The following is an 18,878-nucleotide window of genomic DNA, read 5'->3' as shown; positions in this document are numbered from 1 at the left end:
CAATGGGAAAGAGGGGACACCAAGCCCTTTGTTCCCTTCGGGTTCGGGCAAGGAGAGATCTTTTTACCTTTGACTTTTGAGACGCGGTGGCAAGCGCTAAGGCGCGACACCGCTTTGAATGGAACCTCCTGATCACAGTGGTACATTCAAGGTCTCCAACACCCTAAAGGCTCATCTCAATGAAGCCGCGGATGTTGGAGTGACCAATAGCTCTTGCGACACTTTCCTCCTCCGCTCAAAGCGGTGTCGCGCTTGAAGCTTGCCACCGCACTCCAAGACGCAAAGCGTTTCGTCGTGTTGCATAGGTTATCTGAGCACGATTGATTTCGGTGGATGGCTCCGCCGCCCCTAAAAGGCTTCTGGAGAAGCCTTCTACGTTCTTACTGCCGCTACTTCGTTCCCGGCTTCAGCCACCACTCGAAGAACGCATAGATCTGCGCGTTTGATTCCTCATTCGGCGAATGTTCGGGCCGGTTTGTCATGGCTACGCGGTTTTCATAACCGAGGAGTTTGTTCACAGCGATGGCGTGATTGAGCGCCATCCATCGCGCGGGGAAATCTTCTGAGCCGCCTGACACGAGGAACGGACGCGGCGCCATCAGCGCGTGCAGTTCCTGCAAATCCATGCCCTGCTCCATCAGCTTCTTGTACACACCGGTACGGGGACTGTCCTTGGTGATGACCCCCGGCTTGCGCGCAATCTGCGCATCCAGGCCAAGGTACCAGGGCTCCCAATAGTTCACGCTCGGCCGCGCTTCATCGAAGACCACACCACCATCGGACCACACGGCGCACGCATACTTGTCCCACCAGCAGGAGCCGAACATGGACCACTTCCCTCCATAGGAATGGCCAACCACACCGATGCGTTTGCTGTCCACCTCCGGCAGGTCCGCGAGGGCATGCCATGCATTTGCACAGATGTAGCCGAGGTAGTGCAAGGGCTGGCAGATGGTGCCATCGCCCAGCACCGGTTTGCGTGCATCCCCACCGGGTGAGCCGATGCACAGACTCACAAAACCGCGCTTGGTGAGCTGATAAGCAAAGTCTCGCAGCGGCTTGTCTGTGAGACCGGCACTCGTTTCCGGATCATAGTACGGCACGAACACCGCAGGGAACGGGCCCTTGCCCTCCGGCACCAAGAGATAACCCATGCCCGTTTGTCCCGGCCCAATCTCAAGGCGGATGCGATGCTGGGTGAAATTCTCCCGCTGCTTCGTCTCCAGCTTTTCCAGCTTGGGATGCTCAATCACCGCCGGCCACTTGCCGATGAGAGCTTCCCATGTCTCGCGGATCTCCACGCGTCTCTTCGCCCAGTCCTCCGGGGTCTTCACTTCGCGACCATCTTTGAAGAGCAGCGGCGAGCGATGCGAACTGAGCTTCCCCGCGAACTCTGCGGGCGGCTGGAAGTATTTGGCGATGGATGGTGGAGGCGGACCGGGATCCTGTGCGCACAAAGATATCGAAACGGCGGATAAAGATAGCAGTGCGAGCAGTGACTGGGAGTGATGCCTGAATTGAAGCATCCCATCAATACGCGAACTGCGGCTTCATCTACCGATGGCTTGCCAGAGACTGAGCCTACTTGGTATTGTCAGGCTTCTTCCAGCGCTCCCATTTGGCCATGCGTTGCAGTTCCTTTCGCAAGTGGTGCTTATCCTCTTCCTTGAGGACACTGCTCTCCACCAGCACCTCCGCCTTCTCGGGATGTTCGTAGGCCATTTCCTGAATCACGGCACGTTGATGCACAAATCTTGTTTCGTCATCAGTGATGTCCATGGACAGCTTCAGACGCCCTGCCGTATCGAGGCCATTGGGGCTGCCGTCGACGGCCAGATAGATTCGTTGCAGCAAGCAGGCATCTTTCTCCTCCCGCGACAGGGATGACTTCTCGATGAGCGCCTGCAAGTCCTCGTTTCTTTTTGAGCTCTGCAGGGGACCCAAATGCTCCAGCGCGTATATCCTGCGCATGCCGGCATCTTCCAGGTCGAGCATGAGGGCATAGGCACCCAGGGGATCGTGACCATCTTCAACCTTGAGCCGTTGCAGGTAATCACGGCGGCTCAAGCGCCACGCATCCCGCATCTGCGCCTGCTGGGGCTTGGGGAGAGCGAGCACGTCCAGTTCCTTTTGTACGAAGTCGAGCTTCTCACTCGCGGCGTCGGCAAACACCGTCTTCAAGCAGCGCTGCCTGCGAGTCCCTTCGGGCATGGCTTTGGCAAGGCTCAACGCTCGATGCCAATCCTCCTTCACCACATGACCTATCTCCGCTTCCAGACAGGCGGCCTCTGCCACTTCGCGAGCAGGTCCGGAAGGAAGGTCCTGCATCCAGGCACGGGCGGCGACTTCATCCCGCTCCAGCCAGAGACGCATCACGGTATCAAGGGCCCGCTCGCGTGCGGAGGGCTTCGGCAGGTAGGCGGAGAGTGAGGCCCACTGGCGCCACTCGCACTCCACATGCTTTCGTTCCGCATGCCTGATCCAGCTTCGCATCAGTTCCGTATTCGCCACCGGCAGCAGTTCGGGGACTCGCTGCACATCATCTGGGAATGCGTTATCCAATCGATACTTCACCAGGTCCTCGTACAGAGGTGGCACGTCCAGAGCGATGGCCTTTTCCAAATCCCGTTGAAGCCAGACCTGCAACGTCAGGGACAACACGAGATCACGCGCCACGGAAGGTGGTTGGGAAATGAGATACTCCCAATCACGCGACGGGTTCGCGGGTTTCCAAGGATAGCGCGTGCCCGCCAGTTCATAAACAGCGTCTCCCCAGCGAAACTCATCCATGAAGCACAGGTCCGACCGGATCTCGTGCAGTGCCTGGAGAATCACACGTGCCGGTTGGTTCGCGAGTTCCGGCACCAACCCCTGAAGCATGACATAATAGTAGTAAGTCCGGCTCATGGGATCGAGACGCGCCCTCATGCGCCGTGCCGCCTCGACAGGATCACTCTTGGCCACCGCTCGAAAGACCGCCTGACGCAGGTAGTTTCCACCAAATCCATCCCACTGCTCCGCGCGCTCCAGAGCGGCCTCGAAGTCGCGACGGGTCCAATGCGCAAAACACTCTTCGACGGAAATCTCGGAGGACTCCAAAACCTCAAAAACTTCCTTCCGCGCCTCGCGGCCCCATTTCTGAATCAAGTGCAACCCAGCTGCGACACGCTGCTCCTTGCTCAGCAGCGAGAATTTCTGGCGCAAGGCATCAACGTCGTGGCCCGCAGCCGAGGCTGGAATCCACGCCTCCCACGGTGCGACCTCTGCGCGCGCCACGCTGAGCAACAGCAGCAGTCCCGCGAGGATATTGATACCAGACTGACAGAAACGTCGGCAGCCAGACATGCCGACAGTCTGCCAGTCTGAAGAAGGTGAGGCGAGCAAAAGTTTTCCCTTTGCCCTTACACACTCATGGACGCGGCGTGCCCTCACTGACCACCTTCTGAATCATCGCCTTCATCTCCAGCTCCACGTCCGGATGCGATCTCGCCACATTCGTTGTCTCACCGGGGTCCTTGGCGAGATCGAAGAGCTGTGCCTGCGGGTCCGCGCCGGTTTCCGTGTTGGTGTTCTTGCTCACTTTGGGCCCCTGGGCAGGCGTGATGAGTTTCCACGTTCCCTTCCGCAGGGAGAGACTCGCCGCATGCTCCACGAGGTGGTCACGGCCTTCCTTGCTCTCGCCCAGCAACGCGGGAAGCACGTTGAGGCTGTCTGGAGCATCACCCTTGGCAACGGTCTGGCCGGTCAAGGCAGCAAGGCTGGCGGAAAGGTCCACCTGGCACACGAGTGCATCAGAGGTGCCGGGCTTCACCTTCGTAGGCCAGCGCACGATGAAGGGCACGCGGGTGGCGCCTTCGAAGCGAGAGTACTTGCCACCGCGCCATGGGCCGGCGGGTTTGTGATCACCTAGCTTCGTGACAGCGTCATCCTTGTAGCCGTCATCCACCACGGGACCGTTGTCGCTGCTGAAGATGACGAGCGTGTTCTCCGCGAGCTTCAGGCGGTCGAGTGTGGCAAGCACTTCACCCACGGACCAGTCGAGCTGAGCGATGGCATCACCACGCGGACCCATGGGCGTCTTTCCCACGAAGCGCGGGTGCGGCACGCGCGGCACATGGATGTCATGCGTGGCGAAGAAGAGGAAGAAGGGCTGGGCTTTGTTCTGCTCGATGAACGATACCGCCTCGCGCGTGATCACATCTGCAAAGTCCTCGTCCACCCAACGAGCGGATTTGCCGCCCGTCATGTAGCCGATGCGGCTGATACCATTGATGAGCGCCATGTCATGGCCGTGGCTCGGGTGCATCTTGAGCATCTCAGGATTCGCCTTGCCGGTGGGTTCGCCGGGGAAGGGCGTCTTGTAGCTGACTTTGATGGGGTCGCTGGGGTCGAGGCCCACGACCTTGTGATCCTTCACATACACACACGGCACGCGGTCGCCGGTGGCGGCCATGATGTAGCTGGAGTCGAAGCCAATCTCCAGCGGGCCGGGCTTCACGTCCTGGTTCCAGTCGACATTCCCCTCGCCCAAGCCGAGGTGCCACTTGCCCACCACGCCGGTCTTGTAGCCCGCCTTCTGGAGGATGGACGGCAGCGTGGTGCGGCCTGGCTTGATGATGAGGCCCGCATCCCCCGGCAACACACCGGTCCCCTTCTGCCGGAAGGCATACTCGCCCGTGAGCATGGAGAAGCGTGACGGGGTGCAGGTGGCGGAGGAGGAGTGGCCGTCCGTGAAACGCAGGCCTTCCTTCGCGAGGCGGTCGATGTTCGGCGTACTCACCCGTGTAGCGCCCTGGCAACTGATGTCGCCGTAGCCCAGGTCATCCGCATAGATGAGCACAATGTTCGGGCGGGCAGGCTCGGCGGCGCCGAGGGAAACGACGGAGGCGGCGAGATGAAGGGCGGAGATGAGGAGAAAGCGTGACATGTCCTTGCGGCAACGTGGTGGGAAGCGTGCATGTTGCGGGTGTCAGGCTCTTTTTAGATGCTGATTTTTTCGCTTCTACACAAAGAAAGGCGTTCCCGCTCCCGTGACCTTTTGTTACAAGAATCTTCCCTCCCATGCACCGCACGTCCTACCTTTGCCTGCTCCTGTCCCTCGTGATCATCGCCGAAGCCTGCGCCCAGGAGCAGAAGCCCGCACCGCGTTCCCCTGCCTTCACCGCTCAGGATGTCGATACGCAGATCGAAATCGGCTACGGCCTGGCCATCGCGGACGTGCAGGGGGATGGGAAGCCGGACATCCTGCTCGTGGATAAGACACAAGTCGTCTGGTACGAGAACCCCACGTGGAAGAAGCACGTCATCGCGGAGAATCTGACGCCGAAGGACAACGTGTGCATCGCCGCGCGCGACATCAATGGCGACGGCAAGTGCGAGATCGCCGTGGGCGCGGAATGGAACCCCGGCGACACGGAGAACAGCGGCGCGGTCTTTTATCTCATTCCCCCAGCGGACCGCACGCAGAAGTGGGAGCCGGTGAAGCTGCATCATGAGCCCACGGTGCATCGCATGAAGTGGGTGAAGCGTGAACCCAACAAGTACGACCTCGTGGTGGTGCCCCTGCATGGCCGTGGCAACAAGAACGGCGAAGGCGAAGGGGTGAAGGTGCTGGCCTACCAGATGCCGGAGAATCCCAAGGACCCGTGGAAGACCGAGGTGGTCAGCAGTGACATGCACATGACCCACAACTTCGACGTCATCCGCCGCCTCGATGACCGGAAGAAGGAAGCCATGGTCATCGGTGGTCGCGAAGGCCTGACCACTGCACTGTGGGAGAAGGGCAAAATCGCCTCCGTACACAGCCTGGAGCACCTGACCTACAAAGAACCCCTGCCCGGCTTCGGTGAAGTGCGCTTGGGCAAGCTCGACAACAAGACCATCTTCGTCACCGGCATCGAGCCCATGCACGGCACGCATCTCACGGTGTACCCCATCGACATCACCAAGCCGAACAATCCCAATCCGGAGCGCAATGTCCTCACCGACGACCTGCAGGATGGCCATGCGCTGGCGTGTGGAGACTTGCTGGGCCTCGGTCGCGATCAGATTGTCGTGGGCTGGCGCGCGAATGCCAACAAGCTCGCGAAGGTGGGCATCCGCCTCTACAGCCCAAGCGATGCCACGGGCAAGACATGGACTCCGTATGTGGTGGATGACAACACCATGGCCTGCGAAGACCTCGTGCTCGCAGATCTGAATGGCGACAAGAAACTGGACATCATCGCTGCCGGACGCCGGACGAAGAATGTGAAGATTTACTGGAACGAGTCGAAGTAAGTCGGTCTTATGAGCCGGACCACATTGCTCAAAGGGTGCTACGCGCTGATTGCGGTCTCGGCATTTTTCGCCGGGTTCTATGCCGTGGCGGCCAAGGTTATTCCTTCCACCACAGCGGCCGTTGTGGCAGCGGCGATCCTGCTCATTCCCGGGCGCATCGTTGGCTATGTGTGGCGTGATTTCCTTCGAGGAAAGCGCGATACCGATGCAAAGCGGTGGGACGAAGCCATTCCCTTGTTTGAATCGTTTTTGAACAGACTCAAGAAGACACCCTCCATTGGATGGCTCATCTGGCTTTCTCCTTCCATGTACACAGTCAGCGCTGACGCCATGGTGAAGAACAACCTCGGTGTCTGCCACTTGGAAATGGGTCGCCTTTCGCCGGCGAAAGAACAGTTACTGGAGGCGCTCAAAATGGACCACCTCTATCCGTTCCCACATCAAAACTTGGCCATTGTAGCAGCCCTGGAAAAGGACGAGACCGCCATGCAGCATCACGCATCTGAGGCCCGGAGGTTGGGATACACCGGGAGCTCTATAGATAAGATTCTTGAAAAATCCAAGGAGATCTACGCCCGTTTGGAACCAGCCTCCTATGTCCGACCCCCAGCCGTTCAAGAAAGGTGAATCCTTTCGGGACTACCACACCCGCGCCCAGAGCGTTTTCAAATAACGGCTCTCGGGGCAGTTGGACATGATGGGATGATCCGCACCCGCTCCACGGCGGTCGAGGATCTGCAATTCCCGACCGCTGCGATGAGCGACGCCAACCACGATCTCCTCAAACATCTCCACCGGCATGAGGCCGGAGCAGGAGCAGGTGAGAAAGAGTCCTCCGCGCTTCACGAGGCTGAGCGCGAGCTTGTTCATGTCATGGTACTTGGCCTTGCCCTCTTCGAAGCTTTCTCGTGAAAACACGAGCTTCGGGGGGTCCAGCACCACGGCATCCCAAGTATCGCCATTCTTCTGCATCTGGCGCATCCAGGAGAAAGCATCGGCATGCACGAAGCTCACGCGCTGCTGATTGAGATTGGCGTTCTTCTTCGCCACCGCAATGGCGTTCTCATCGAGGTCCACGGCGGTGACTTCCGCCGCACCAGCCTTCATGGCAGACACCGAAAAGCCGCCCGTGTAGCAGCAGATGTCCAGCACGCGGGCGTCCTTCACCCAGCTCGCGAGTTGGGCGCGGTTGTCGCGCTGGTCGCAGAAGAAGCCGGTCTTGTGACCGCTTTCGAAATTCACATGAAAGCGCACGCCATTCTCCGTGATGCGGGTGGCCTCGATCTTGGCACTCTTCTTCTCAAGTTCCGCGTCGACGAAATGCGGTGAGAGCATTTCTGCGCGAGCCGCGTTGGCATCGAAGTGATACACGACCTCTTTCGTGCCAAGCAGGGAGTGCAGCAGAGGCACCCAGGTATCGAGGCGTTGCTGCGCGGCGAGGGTGCTGATTTCCACCGCAAGCACATCGCCGAACTTGTCCACCATGAGGCCGGGGATGCCGTCTCCGTCCGAGTTGATCACGCGGAAGGCATCGGTCTTACCCTGCAGTTGCAGGGAGTCGAGTCGCAGGCTCACGGCCTGGCGGATGGCCTGCTCAAAGTGATCCGCGGGCAGCGGCTCGCTGCTGTGCTGGAAGATGCGCAGGGCCACCTTCGCGTCCTTGTTGTAGAAACCGTGGCCGAAGAGCTGCCCCTCGCGGTCGTACACCGCCACGATGTCGCCCTTCTGCGCATCGGGCGATGCGTCGGCGACCATGTTCGGGAAGACGTTCGGGTGGAACGTGAAGTACTTGATCTGCACCCACGGCGTCTGCCACGACTCGCTGCCGGGAGGTGCGGAACGTTGGCGGAAAGGGGAACGACGGGGAGGCTGCACGGGATTTAGGGGGTGGAGTGTATACCCCCTGATGGGGTGGGAAGCAACGGGAATGAGGTTTGCTGTGGTTGAGCGGTTGCTGAGCTATGGTTGAGCAATGGCTTGAGATTCAACGGCTCAGCCATAGCTCAACTATTCATTTGCGAGGTCGAGTTCATCCCAAGTTCGCGCCCATGGTCATTCGTCCCCAGTCTCCAAGATGTTCTCCTCGATGGCCCGAAAAGTGCCTTCCAGGTCGTGAGAGGGGTCTCCTGATGCTTTTGCAGCAGCCCTTGCTCGATTCAGTGCGGCACGCAACGCCTCAAGTTCCTCTGGAGAACTATCACGCAGCGTAGCCACAAGCGACTCCAGCGCCTGCACATCAGCATGGCTCCGGTCATCATCTCCCGGTGCGATGCTGATGTAGGTAATGGCTTCAATCAAGGCGTCGGCAAGGTTTCGCATGACTCGAACATTGGACGCCTTTGCCTTCAAAGGCCATCATTTCGCCGCCAGCGCCTCGCGAATCACCGGCTCCATGACATCCGCCTGGCGGACGAAGCCGAGGTCGTTCGGGTGCGAGCCATCGGTAGCGCCATCGCCATCCTCGCCGAGGAGGTTGTCGCCATTCACGTAGAAGAGTTTCTTCACCCCAAGCCCCTTCAATTCGTCGAAGGCCTTCTTCAGTGCGGCGTGATTTGCAGTGTGGTGTTCATTGCGGGAAAGCTGGATCCACGAGTTCGTGTTGCGGCGATCCTCCACGAGCACAATGGGCGTATCCGGCCGCTTCTCACGAAGCTGCTTCACGAGGGGGACGGCGCGCTCGCTGACGAGCTTGGCATCCATGTTCGGCAGGCAGTCGATGACGTACACGGCAGGGTCGAGGCGCACGAGGAAATCGCCCACCGCGGCGTCCATCTTGCCATTGCCGGAGAAGCCGAGGTTCAGCACGGGCATCTCAAACCGGCGACCGAGAATGGCAGGGTGGCACATGCCAGGACGTGAGGCGCAGGCACCGTGGGTGATGGAGGTGCCGTAGAAGACAATCATCCCCTTTTGCGCGGGAGCCACGCCCTCGAAGGATGCGCCTTCATTCACGCCGATTTCCAGTTTGTCCACGCCATTATAAAGCGGGAGATACATCATCCACTCGCGGGGCTCCTTGGTGATGCCATTGATGAGCATCGCGGAGAATTCCTGCGCGGCCGGGCGGGAAACATTCACCCAGCGCCATTTCCCTTTCGCATCACGCGCATAGAGGTCCACACCGCTCACGCCTGTGGCGGGCATGTGTGGCAGAGCGAGGCCGGGGGACATGAGCTTGTACCGCACGTGGATGGCCGTGGCATCGCTCTTGAAACGCACGACCATGCCGGCGCTGTTCCGGCTGAGGCTCCACACGGCAGGCGTCACCTTGCCCTCGGCGCTACCGGGGAAGCGGTCGTAGTAGCGCTTGCGCTCTTCATCCGGCCAGCAGCGCCCCTCCACGCCCCAAGTTTCCGGGTTGTGCCACTTCAGGGGGATTTCCGCCTTCTTCTGCGGGGCCATGTTCGGGTCCAGCTTGGTGGCGTCTGGAGCACCTGCCTTCAGGGCAGGAGCGGGCTTGGTGGCCGTCTGGGCGGCGAGGGGCAATGTGGTGGCGGCGAGGGAGGCGGAGAAGAAATGGCGGCGGTTCATGCGCCTCACGTTACGGGGAGAGTGACACGCGGCTTGCACGAGGATTGCCTCATTTGTGGTGCGGGTTGCATTCCTCCGGTACTCCGCGATGGTCTCGCCCTTTCCTGTCACTCCCGCGTACTCTCGTACATACAGTTCATCATCCATGGAAATTCGCATCGCCACCACGCCTGAGGAGAAGGAAGAGGTCTACCACCTGCGCTACCAGGCGTATGTGGAGGAGCTGGGCTGGAGACCTGAAGAGGTGGATGACGCGAACAAACGCCTGCATGACCCGGAGGACGAGACGGAGACCATCTACTACGTGATGGATGGTGAGAAGATGGTGGCCACGTGCCGCCAGCACTTTGGCGCGAGCCGTCTGGACGCGAAGACACGCGCCAAGTACTCACTGGACAAGTTTGCCGAATTTCCAGATGAGGAGTTCGGCTTCACCTATCGCCTCGTGGTGCTGCCGGAATATCGTGGCACCACGGTGCTCATCCGTCTGCTGCTGCGTGTGTATGAGGATGTGTGGAAGAAGGGCCTGCGCTTCAGCTTCTGCTACTGCCGTCCGCGGCTCATCAATGTGTATGAGCGCCTCGGCTTCATCCGCTACAAGGACAATTTCCTGGTGGAGGAACAGGGCTACATGGCTCCCATGCTGCTGGTGGTGGATGACGCGAAGCACCTGAATGCGGTGCGCTCCCCCTTCCTGCGCACCTGTCGCCAGTTCACGCCGGGAACGGCGAATTCCGAGTGGTTTGCCCGCACTTTTCCCGGCATGCGGGAGTGCATTGAGATGCAGTTCCTGGATCCCGAGGAATTCCTGAAACAGTGGGCCGAAGCTCTCGAAGCACCCACCACGACCCTGCTGCAAGGTCTGATTCCGGAACAAGTCCAGCGACTCGTCTCCGAGGGCGCGGTGATGTCTGCCAAGGCTGGAGACACCCTGCTGCGTGAGGGCGAGGCCGGTCATGAGATGTTTCTGATGCTCAATGGCATGGCGCGGTTCATCATCGAAACCCCCGATGGCTCCAAGGCCTTCCTCGGCACCGCGAGCACGGGCGAGGTTTTCGGTGAAATCTCCCTGGTGGCACGCACACCTCGCACGGCGACCGTGCAGGCAATCACAGACCTGGAGATGCTGGTGGTCACCCAGGACTTCATCCGTCGTGCGATGAAGGCGTATCCGGACATTGCGATCCAGATGCTCTTCAACCTCACGGTGCTGCTGGGCCTGCGCCTGAAGAACACAACGGAACGCCTCAAGGGAGCGCTGCAGGAATCCACGAAACTGGCCAAGGTTCTCGCGACGCAATCCAAGCCGCGCGTGGAACGACCGATGTTGACCCCGGATGAGCTGATTGAGGCGAATCAGGTGACGATCCAGCACGTGCACCGGCCCACGCCGGGGGCGTAAGGGTGGGGAGAAGTGGTGCGGGCGGCAGCGCCTGGGTACACTGTGCCCCTCAAGCCAGGGGCATATGCCAGTCCCCTACGCGTACAGCACGTTGAGGTTTCTCAGCCAGCTCACCGCCACGCCAATCAGGACGGCCAGGGAAAACCCAAGCGTCCCCACCAATACCATCCCCGGCACAAAAGCACCAAGCACAGCAAGCAACGCACCCACCCCAGCTGCTCCGGCCGCAATGGCATAGACCTGCTTTCCCACATGGTGATCATTGGTGAAAGCCGCAGCAGAAACCAGGGCACTGAAGAACAACGCGAGCGCGGCACTTTGCCAAAGGCCTGGCAGAATCAGGCTCGTGAAAAGTGCCAGCAGGGCCACCAGAGTGCTGCCACCCACGACAAGACCCTCCGCCTTTTCCAGAGGACGCAACGAGAGGCGCGCAAACTTGTCGAACAGCATGAAAAAAGAGCTGAACCCGCGCACCAGATGCGACCACAGGGCAAGCGTGAGCCAGAGCGCCACGAGCACTGAGGCCAGCAGCGGAGCAGTGCGCGCGAGGGAATGGTAGAGCGTCTGATACCCGATGAATCCACCGATGAAGATTGCCTGCCGTGTGCCGGGGCTGAAGCGATTCATCGCGTGGCAAACCCGGATGAACCCTGCATACACCCACGACCGCGCCCGGTAGGACTCCACAAGGCCGAGACGCGCACCTTCATTCATGGGATTGAGACGAAGCGCCTCAAGGAAATGCTTGTTGGCCTCGCGATGTTCACCCTTCATCAGCGACCGCCAGCCGGCGCTGGTGTGGCTGCTGTCGTCCTCGGGATTGTTCTCGAGCTGGTAGCGGACGAGGTGTTCATTGTCCTCATCCTTGTGCTGCATGAGCAGTGCGGCGGAAAGCACCTCCGTAGCGGTGGTGTTCTCGGTATCGATGGCGAGCGCCCGGCGTGCTGAGGCCTCTGCTTCGGGATACTTGTGCAGGCGCAGGTAGATTTGCGCTTCCACCGTGTATGCGAAGTCGCTGTCCGCATCGAGTTGCACCGCCTCTGTAGCGACAAGGCGGGCCTGCTGCAGCACGGAGTCCTGACCTTCCTTCGCGCTGCTCGCGATGGCAAGGGCCAGTACTCCGCGCATGAAAGCGTCTTCGGGCTCCAGGGCCACGGCTCGGCGGGCGGCTTCCACGGCCTGCATCTTCCTTCCGTCCTCACGCATCCAGCAGAATGCGAGCATCGCATAGCTGGGCGCGTGATTCGGATCCACCTGCAACGCCTGCTGGAACATGCGAGCGGCATCCTCATGACGCTGCTGCCTGCGCAGCAGCTGGCCACGCTCAAAGCAAGCCTGCGCGGAGGGATGGCTGTCAGTGCCGGGAGTCATTTCAAGGATACGTGTTGATAGCAGGCGATGGGACACTTGCACCATCGATTCCACTCAACCCGGAAATGCTTCTTCCTTACTTCAGCAAACCCAAATGCTTCAGCACATCATCGTAGAATCCACCCTGATTCGCATAGAGCGCGTAGTTCTTCGCGCTCTCAAACCAGGCACGTGTCGTGGGTTTGTGACGACCTGAGGCTTTGATGAGATCCTTGGTGGTGAGCGGGATGACCTTGCCGGTCTTCATGGCGTCGCTCAGCACCTGCTCGGTGGCGAGATCGAAGACGGCTTTCAGATCGGCACCACTGAAGCCCTCGGTCTTCTTCGCGAGCGCCTTCGCATCCAGTTCACTGATGGGTTTCTTCTTCGCCATCACGTCGATGACGGAAGCACGCGCAGGCTCATCGGGCGGCGGCACAAACAAGGTACGGTCGAAGCGGCCCGGACGGCGGAAAGCGGGGTCGATGTGCCAGGGTGCGTTTGTCGCACCAAGGATGAGCACGCCTTCGTTTTGTGAATCAGCACCATCCATTTCGCTGAGGAATTGATTGATGAGATTGCGTCCAGCGCTCTGGCGCAGATCACGGCGGTCCGCAGCGAGGGCATCCACTTCATCGAAGAAGAGCACACAGGGTGCGTTCTTCCGGGCCAGCTCAAAGACCTCATGCATGTTCTTCTCGGAGTTGCCGATCCACATGTCGAGAATTTGATGCAGGCCGAGCGCAATGAAGTTCGCCTTGATCTCCCCTGCAGTGGCCTTGCTGAGCAGCGTCTTGCCGCAGCCGGGAGGTCCGTACAGCAGCACACCGCCACCCACCTTCTTATCGTAGGCCTTGAAGAGTTCCGCATGCTGCAGAGGGTAGATGATCTTCATGCGGATCTCCTCCTTCACCGCATCCATGCCACCCACGTCTTCGAATTTGAGCTTGGGCTTTTCGAAATCGGCGAGGCCGAGGTCGAAGGCAGCGCCACCGCGCGGATGGCCGTCATCACCGTCGCCATCGTAGTCACCACGACCGATGTCCTCAAGGTAGTCACCACCCGCGGCCACACCCGCCTCGCGGGGGCCACGCGTGTCATGGCCGGGCTCACTGCGGGTTTCCGCCAATTCCTTTTCGAGCGAGGCATCGCCAAGGGTACGGTCAAGTTCCAGGGCCTTCGCATAGAGAACTTTTGCCCGGGCGTGTTCACCTTCACCTGCAAGGATGCGGCTGAGAAAGAGATAAGCAGGCGCGTACTGCGGTTGTTCCTCGATGAGCTGCTCCGCACGGACAGCCGCCTCGGAGCCCCTGCCTTCGAGATGGACGACGTGGGCCACGCCGAGACGCGCTTCACCATTGGCAGGCTCAAGTCGCACGACTCTGAGAAAGGATTCGCGGGCCTCACCGAGTTGCAACTCTTCCACACAGGTCTTGGCGTAGAGCAGCAGGAGAGGCACGTTGTCAGGCGAATGCTGCAGCGCGAGTTTCAGGGAGTCCAGGGGGGTAGACATGGCTCAACTGCAAGAGAATGCGCGGTGTTTGGCAAGTGGAAAAAGGAGAGACTGGTTTGCCATGGCTGAGCCGTGGTTAAGCGATCGTTGAGCAATCGAACTCGAAACCATGCTCAACCATGGCTCAGCTATCGCTCAACCATCGCAAACGTATTCTGTCCGCTTACTTCTTCCCATTCGCCGGCCATTTCAGGTGCTTGCGCAGGAAGGCGTAGGTACCCACGCCGTTGATGCAATGCGGTCCATTGAAATACTCAATCTCGGCCTTGTCGGCGATGCCGAGTTTCACGTAGTGGCGTTGCACCTTGGCGTATTCCCACGCGACCCATTCATCAATGGCCACGCCGTCATCATGACCTCGCTCCACCATGAAAGGACGCGGAGCGATGAGGGCGGCCATTTCGGCATAGTTGAAGGTGCGGCCAAGGTTCCACTCGAAGATCTCGTACTCACGATTGAAGAGGTAGCTCGCGCGGTGATCCGTGGTGATGTTCTTGCGAATCCATTCGTTGAAATCTCCAGAACAGATGGAGAGACAATACCCGTCCAGTGCGGCAGGAATGCGCATGGCACTTTTACCCCCATAGCTGAGACCGTAGAAGGCGATGCGTGAAGCATCCACATTCGGTTGGGTGGCAAGCCACTCCAAAATGCGCTGGTGCTGACCAATGATCACGGTGAAGAGCGTCTTGCCCATGAGGTTCAGCTTGCGCTGGACCACACGGAAGTTGTCCTGCCCCCGGTAAAAGTTGTGCGGGGAGAAGGTGATGTATCCCTGCCTCGCGAGATTGGCCGCAAAGCCCTTGTACGGTTTCCACGCTTTGCTGTTCTGGTCCTCATTCACCACATCCTCGGGCAATCCTTCGAGTCCGTGCTGGCAGACCACCACGGGACGTTTCTCGCCTTTCTTGATGCCTTTTGGCACAAGGAGATACCCCCAGGCCTGCACCTCAGGCCAGACTTCAAGCATCACTTCATACGCGGTGAATTTCTCATTCGCATACAGGAATCGGGAGCGTGCGTTCGCCGGGACTGAGGGGTCTGGATTGCGTCCGATGACGTCATTCCAGAAGTGCTCGCGATGAGGTTTCGCTGCTTCCTGGTACTTCTCCATGGGAGTGAGAGGCAGCTTCCTCCAGAAGGTGGCTGTGCGCTCGTCCTCGCACACTTGCAGCAGCCGCTGGGTGTAGCGCTCCATCTCGCGCACCTGACGCTCCTGGCGTTCCTTGTCCTCGGGAAGAGGGTGGCGGCTGAATCGCAGCGGCGAGGGCTCACCTTTGGCGGTCAACTTCAGCGTCTTCAGCAGCCAACCGGTGGCGATGGTAGGATAGGGTGTATCCTTCCCCTCAGCCTCCTCTTCAGCCACCACGAAGCGCAGGCTCCGGTCAAACTTGCCCTGCGTAAGCTTGCGAGCCCGGTCCACTTCGCCACGCACTTCTTTCGTGGATGGAGTGACCAGGCCTCCCGGAGCCACCTTGGTGCCGGTGACAGTGGGCACTTCCGGATACGAACCATACGCGATGATGAGCTGGCGCGGCAGCACCAGAGAGGCGATCTCCGCATCGCCAAACTCGCGCAGCAGCCCTTGCACATTTCGGTAGATGGGCTGGGTCCAGGCGTCGTCGCGATTCTCAAACGCACCGCATACCACCGTGGCATCCACGCGGGTATCAAGTGCTCCTGCGTAGAGTGCCAGCAGTCCCCCTTCCCCGTAACCCACGACGGCCACGGGCGTATTGCCGCGGCCGCTCATCCACTCCACCAGGGAGAGGACTTTCTGCAATTCATATCCCAGCACGTGGCGGCCCATCTCAAAGGCCTGTCTGTAAATGTACTCCCGGTGTGGCAGCTCCGCCTTGATACCGATAGCGTCATTCCCCGAGAACTCGGTTTCACGATTGATGAGAGCAGGAATCACCACATCACAGCCGGCCAGCGCCAACTCATGCGCGCACTGGCCCAGCGCTTCCTGTCCCTTGATCAAGCCAGCGACTTCCTCCGGAGTCTGTCCTGCATCCGGCAGCAGGACGACGCGCGCCTTTGGCTCCCCACGCTGCTTGATGAGAATGCCCTCGCCATTCACGCCCTGTAGCACGGGCCAGCGAACGACATGCACCACATACCCCTGCGCCTCCGCGACCTGTGAACCACGGTCCGTGGTGGCCACATACTCAAGGCCGCTCAGGGGCTTGCGCTTGTCCTCCTCCAGCACGCCCAGAATCTTGCGCAGACGCTGGCGATTCGGCTCCACGGATTTGTCATAGGCCTCGGGTGAGGAGAGGTCCCGCTGCCAGAGAGCCTCGCGTTTGGTCGCTGCCTCCTGGATTTCGCGCATCACCGCACGGTCGATGCCCGCTACAAGGGCCACAGAGCGCTCATCCCCCGTGGCGGGATCCAACGCTGCGGTGCCCGTAAGTGGTGGCTGGGCCTGCGGTGCGGCAGCTTCTTTTTTCTGCGGCGTTTGTTGCTGGGCGGCGATGCGGGTGGCGGGACCGGCAGCCACCGCGAGAGCGAGGAGAAGCGTGAGCGGGCGCATGGAGCAAAGCGAATCAGTTTGCCACAGGCAGGTCAAGCATGGCCTCCCCGTGGGCGAGAATCGTAGGACAGCTCGCGAGATAAGTACGCCAAATCCCCCCATTCTCCCTCCTTGCAAAATCGCCACTCCCCCATTTCAATCTTCTCATGCGCCGCCTAGCCCCTCTTCTCCTGCTTGCCCTGGCCCCGTTTTTCATGGGCATGAGCAAGAAGCCGAAATACACCATCACCATCCATGCCCAAGCGGAAGAGATGGATGTGCCCCAGACCATGTTCCCGATCAACATCGGGGGAAAGCAGATGCTCTTCAAAATCCTGCCGGAGTTTTCCCAGGAGAACGTCGTCGCATTCCACCCCTTCCCCGCGGACAACGGCAACGGCATGGGTGTGGCGCTGCAACTCGAAGTGCGCGGAAAAGGCAATCTGGAGATCGCCACTCGCACACGCCAGGGAGAGTTCCTTCTGGCCATGGTGAATGGCAAGCCGGTGGACTATTCCCAGATCACACGACCGGTGTCTGACGGCATCTTCACCATCTGGCAGGGCATCCCCGAAGAGATCGTTGCTGAAATGGATAAGAAAATCCGCCGCATCAAGGCTGGCGGCCCTCCGAGCATGTCGAAGGACATGGAGTTTGTCCCCTCCACTCGCAAGGAGCGCAAGCGGGCGAAGCAGGAAGCTGACCGCCTTGAAAAAGAGGCAGAAAAGGCACGCAAGTCTGGCAAGCCAGTGGAGCCGGAAATTCCGAGCCTGCCCGCCGGAAACGTGAGTCCACAGCTGCCAGTGGAAGGCGGAGCTCCTCCCGGAGCCCCCGCAGATGCCTCGGTGCCCTCCCAGCCTGCGCCTCCAGCTCCTCCACCGGCTCTGCCACGCTAGGCACGGGACGGTAGCGGCGCTCACGCAATGACGGCCAAAAACACGGACCGCATCGATACGTTGCGGTCCGGCATCATTTCCGCTGCCAGTCGGCCCTCTGCGCCACGTTCTCCAATGCATTGCCCTTGCTGACCCTCATGCGTCTCCCCTGCCTCTCTCTCCTGCTGCTCGCGGCTCCCCTCATGAGCCAAGGCCCCGCTTCCGCCCCGTTGTCCGCGCCTGCGACTCCCGGCCGGATGACCCTGCAGCTCCCGACGGACAATGACGCGCTCTTCCGCAACGACGGACCGGGGTTCTACATGTTCGTGGATCGGAACTTCGAGAAAGAGCAATCCACTCCGTGGGAGGGCGGGCAATTTGGTTTTGTGCGCGGACCGGTGCGCTTCGGCCCGCAGGTGGTGCAGATGGCCTTCCATGAGGGGATCGACATCGCCCCGGTGAAGCGCGATGCCGCGGGTGAGCCCATTGACAAGATCTACAGCATCTCCCACGGCGAGGTGGTGCACGTGTCGGATGCACCCGGCGCGAGCAACTACGGGCGCTACATTGTCATCCGTCACGACTGGGGGCAGGGGCCATTCTATTCGCTGTATGCGCACCTCAGCAGTTGCCTGGTGACAGTGGGAGCGAAGGTGGAGCCGGGCAGTGCGATTGCCGTGATGGGACACACGGGCGCAGGCATCGATCGCCGCCGCTCGCATGTGCACGTGGAGTTGAACATGTTCCTCAGCAGCCGCTTTGAGGACTGGCATTCGAAGAACTTCCGCCCCAGTCCGAATCACCATGGCGTGTACAACGGACTGAACCTCTCCGGCATGAACATCGCCGGACTCTACCTGGAGCATCGCAAGAATCCTGCGCTGACCGTGGCCGATTTCGTGAAGTCGAGTCCGGAAGGCTTCAAGATAGTGACACCGCGCAAAGGTGAACTGGAGCTCGTGAAAATGTACCCCTGGCTCGGCGAAGGGCTGGCGCAAAGTTCGCCCTCATGGGAATTCACCCTGAACGAATCCGGCCTGCCCATGCGCGTGAAGCCGAGCTCCGTGACCGTGAATCGCCCCACCGTGACCTGGGTGCGTGACGTAGGTCTGCCCCATGCCTACCACTGCCGCGGCTACGTCTCCGGCAGCGGGAATACGGGAGCGCTGACGGCGAGTGGCGCGCGTTTGATGGAATTGATCACCGGCGACTTCGTAGCGCCTCCGCCGTTGCCGGAGAAGCCAGCGGTGAAGAAAAAGAAGTGAGTGAGTGCGCGAAAGCGCAGGCCAGGGGGTGCTCTCAAAGTAGCTTCGGCTTCAGCCCAATGCCATGAAGGAAAATGCGGGGTATTTTACCATGGTATGAGCTTAAACTCGAAGTGACCATTGCGGGAGGAGCGCTCATGGATACGTG

General features: G+C 60.2%; 14 protein-coding genes. 5 read left to right on the top strand and 9 right to left on the bottom strand.

The window, feature by feature from the left end; genetic code table 11:
• Window positions 1-389: 389 nt before the first annotated feature.
• The 3 genes from DES53_RS32250 to DES53_RS32240 all read right to left on the bottom strand — a co-directional run bounded on the left by DES53_RS32250 (window position 390) and on the right by DES53_RS32240 (window position 4,927).
• Window positions 390-1,526: an alpha/beta hydrolase family protein gene (locus DES53_RS32250; RefSeq protein WP_113962468.1), complete on the bottom strand. Its 1,137-nt coding sequence runs from the start codon at window positions 1,524-1,526 to the stop codon at window positions 390-392.
• A 55-nt stretch (window positions 1,527-1,581) separates the two neighbouring features.
• Complete coding sequence (locus tag DES53_RS32245; RefSeq protein ID WP_113962467.1) at window positions 1,582-3,345, bottom strand: hypothetical protein; 1,764 nt, start codon at window positions 3,343-3,345, stop codon at window positions 1,582-1,584.
• Window positions 3,346-3,409: 64 nt separating this feature from the next.
• Window positions 3,410-4,927 carry a sulfatase family protein gene (locus DES53_RS32240; protein ID WP_113962466.1) on the bottom strand — a complete coding sequence of 506 codons (1,518 nt, stop codon included), beginning with the start codon at window positions 4,925-4,927 and terminating at the stop codon, window positions 3,410-3,412.
• A gap of 134 nt (window positions 4,928-5,061) precedes the next feature.
• On the opposite strand from DES53_RS32240, the gene DES53_RS32235 reads away from it, so the two are divergent.
• Both DES53_RS32235 and DES53_RS32230 read left to right on the top strand, forming a co-directional pair.
• A complete protein-coding gene (locus DES53_RS32235; RefSeq protein WP_113962465.1) occupies window positions 5,062-6,279 on the top strand; it encodes an FG-GAP and VCBS repeat-containing protein in 1,218 nt (405 codons plus the stop codon).
• A gap of 9 nt (window positions 6,280-6,288) precedes the next feature.
• Window positions 6,289-6,906 (top strand): tetratricopeptide repeat protein, encoded by a 618-nt coding sequence (locus DES53_RS32230; RefSeq protein ID WP_113962464.1) that lies wholly within the window; start codon window positions 6,289-6,291, stop codon window positions 6,904-6,906.
• 12 nt (window positions 6,907-6,918) lie between these two features.
• Here DES53_RS32230 and DES53_RS32225 read toward each other — a convergent pair whose 3' ends face one another.
• The 3 genes from DES53_RS32225 to DES53_RS32215 form a co-directional block, all read right to left on the bottom strand.
• Entirely contained in the window at window positions 6,919-8,154 is a 1,236-nt protein-coding gene (locus tag DES53_RS32225) for a class I SAM-dependent rRNA methyltransferase (protein WP_245958317.1), read from the bottom strand.
• 177 nt (window positions 8,155-8,331) lie between these two features.
• A complete protein-coding gene (locus DES53_RS32220) occupies window positions 8,332-8,598 on the bottom strand; it encodes a hypothetical protein (RefSeq protein WP_113962463.1) in 267 nt (88 codons plus the stop codon).
• A gap of 36 nt (window positions 8,599-8,634) precedes the next feature.
• The gene (locus DES53_RS32215) at window positions 8,635-9,810 is read right to left on the bottom strand and encodes an SGNH/GDSL hydrolase family protein (protein WP_113962462.1); all 1,176 of its coding nucleotides are present in this window, start codon (window positions 9,808-9,810) and stop codon (window positions 8,635-8,637) included.
• A 145-nt stretch (window positions 9,811-9,955) separates the two neighbouring features.
• On the opposite strand from DES53_RS32215, the gene DES53_RS32210 reads away from it, so the two are divergent.
• Window positions 9,956-11,212, top strand: coding sequence for a cyclic nucleotide-binding domain-containing protein (locus DES53_RS32210; protein WP_170157589.1), 1,257 nt, complete (start codon window positions 9,956-9,958; stop codon window positions 11,210-11,212).
• A 75-nt stretch (window positions 11,213-11,287) separates the two neighbouring features.
• Here DES53_RS32210 and DES53_RS32205 read toward each other — a convergent pair whose 3' ends face one another.
• The 3 genes from DES53_RS32205 to DES53_RS32195 form a co-directional block, all read right to left on the bottom strand.
• A complete protein-coding gene (locus tag DES53_RS32205; protein WP_170157588.1) occupies window positions 11,288-12,583 on the bottom strand; it encodes a tetratricopeptide repeat protein in 1,296 nt (431 codons plus the stop codon).
• A 76-nt stretch (window positions 12,584-12,659) separates the two neighbouring features.
• A complete protein-coding gene (locus tag DES53_RS32200; protein WP_113962459.1) occupies window positions 12,660-14,075 on the bottom strand; it encodes an ATP-binding protein in 1,416 nt (471 codons plus the stop codon).
• Window positions 14,076-14,238: 163 nt separating this feature from the next.
• Window positions 14,239-16,611 carry an alpha/beta hydrolase gene (locus DES53_RS32195; RefSeq protein WP_170157587.1) on the bottom strand — a complete coding sequence of 791 codons (2,373 nt, stop codon included), beginning with the start codon at window positions 16,609-16,611 and terminating at the stop codon, window positions 14,239-14,241.
• Window positions 16,612-16,757: 146 nt separating this feature from the next.
• On the opposite strand from DES53_RS32195, the gene DES53_RS32190 reads away from it, so the two are divergent.
• Together DES53_RS32190 and DES53_RS32185 are read left to right on the top strand one after the other, a co-directional pair.
• Entirely contained in the window at window positions 16,758-17,486 is a 729-nt protein-coding gene (locus tag DES53_RS32190; protein WP_113962457.1) for a hypothetical protein, read from the top strand.
• A 137-nt stretch (window positions 17,487-17,623) separates the two neighbouring features.
• Window positions 17,624-18,730 (top strand): M23 family metallopeptidase, encoded by a 1,107-nt coding sequence (locus DES53_RS32185; RefSeq protein ID WP_113962456.1) that lies wholly within the window; start codon window positions 17,624-17,626, stop codon window positions 18,728-18,730.
• The last annotated feature ends 148 nt before the right edge of the window (window positions 18,731-18,878 follow it).

Origin of the sequence: Roseimicrobium gellanilyticum, assembly GCF_003315205.1 — a bacterium.
Taxonomy (GTDB): domain Bacteria; phylum Verrucomicrobiota; class Verrucomicrobiia; order Verrucomicrobiales; family Verrucomicrobiaceae; genus Roseimicrobium; species Roseimicrobium gellanilyticum.
This window is presented reverse-complemented; position numbering and strand designations above follow the sequence as displayed.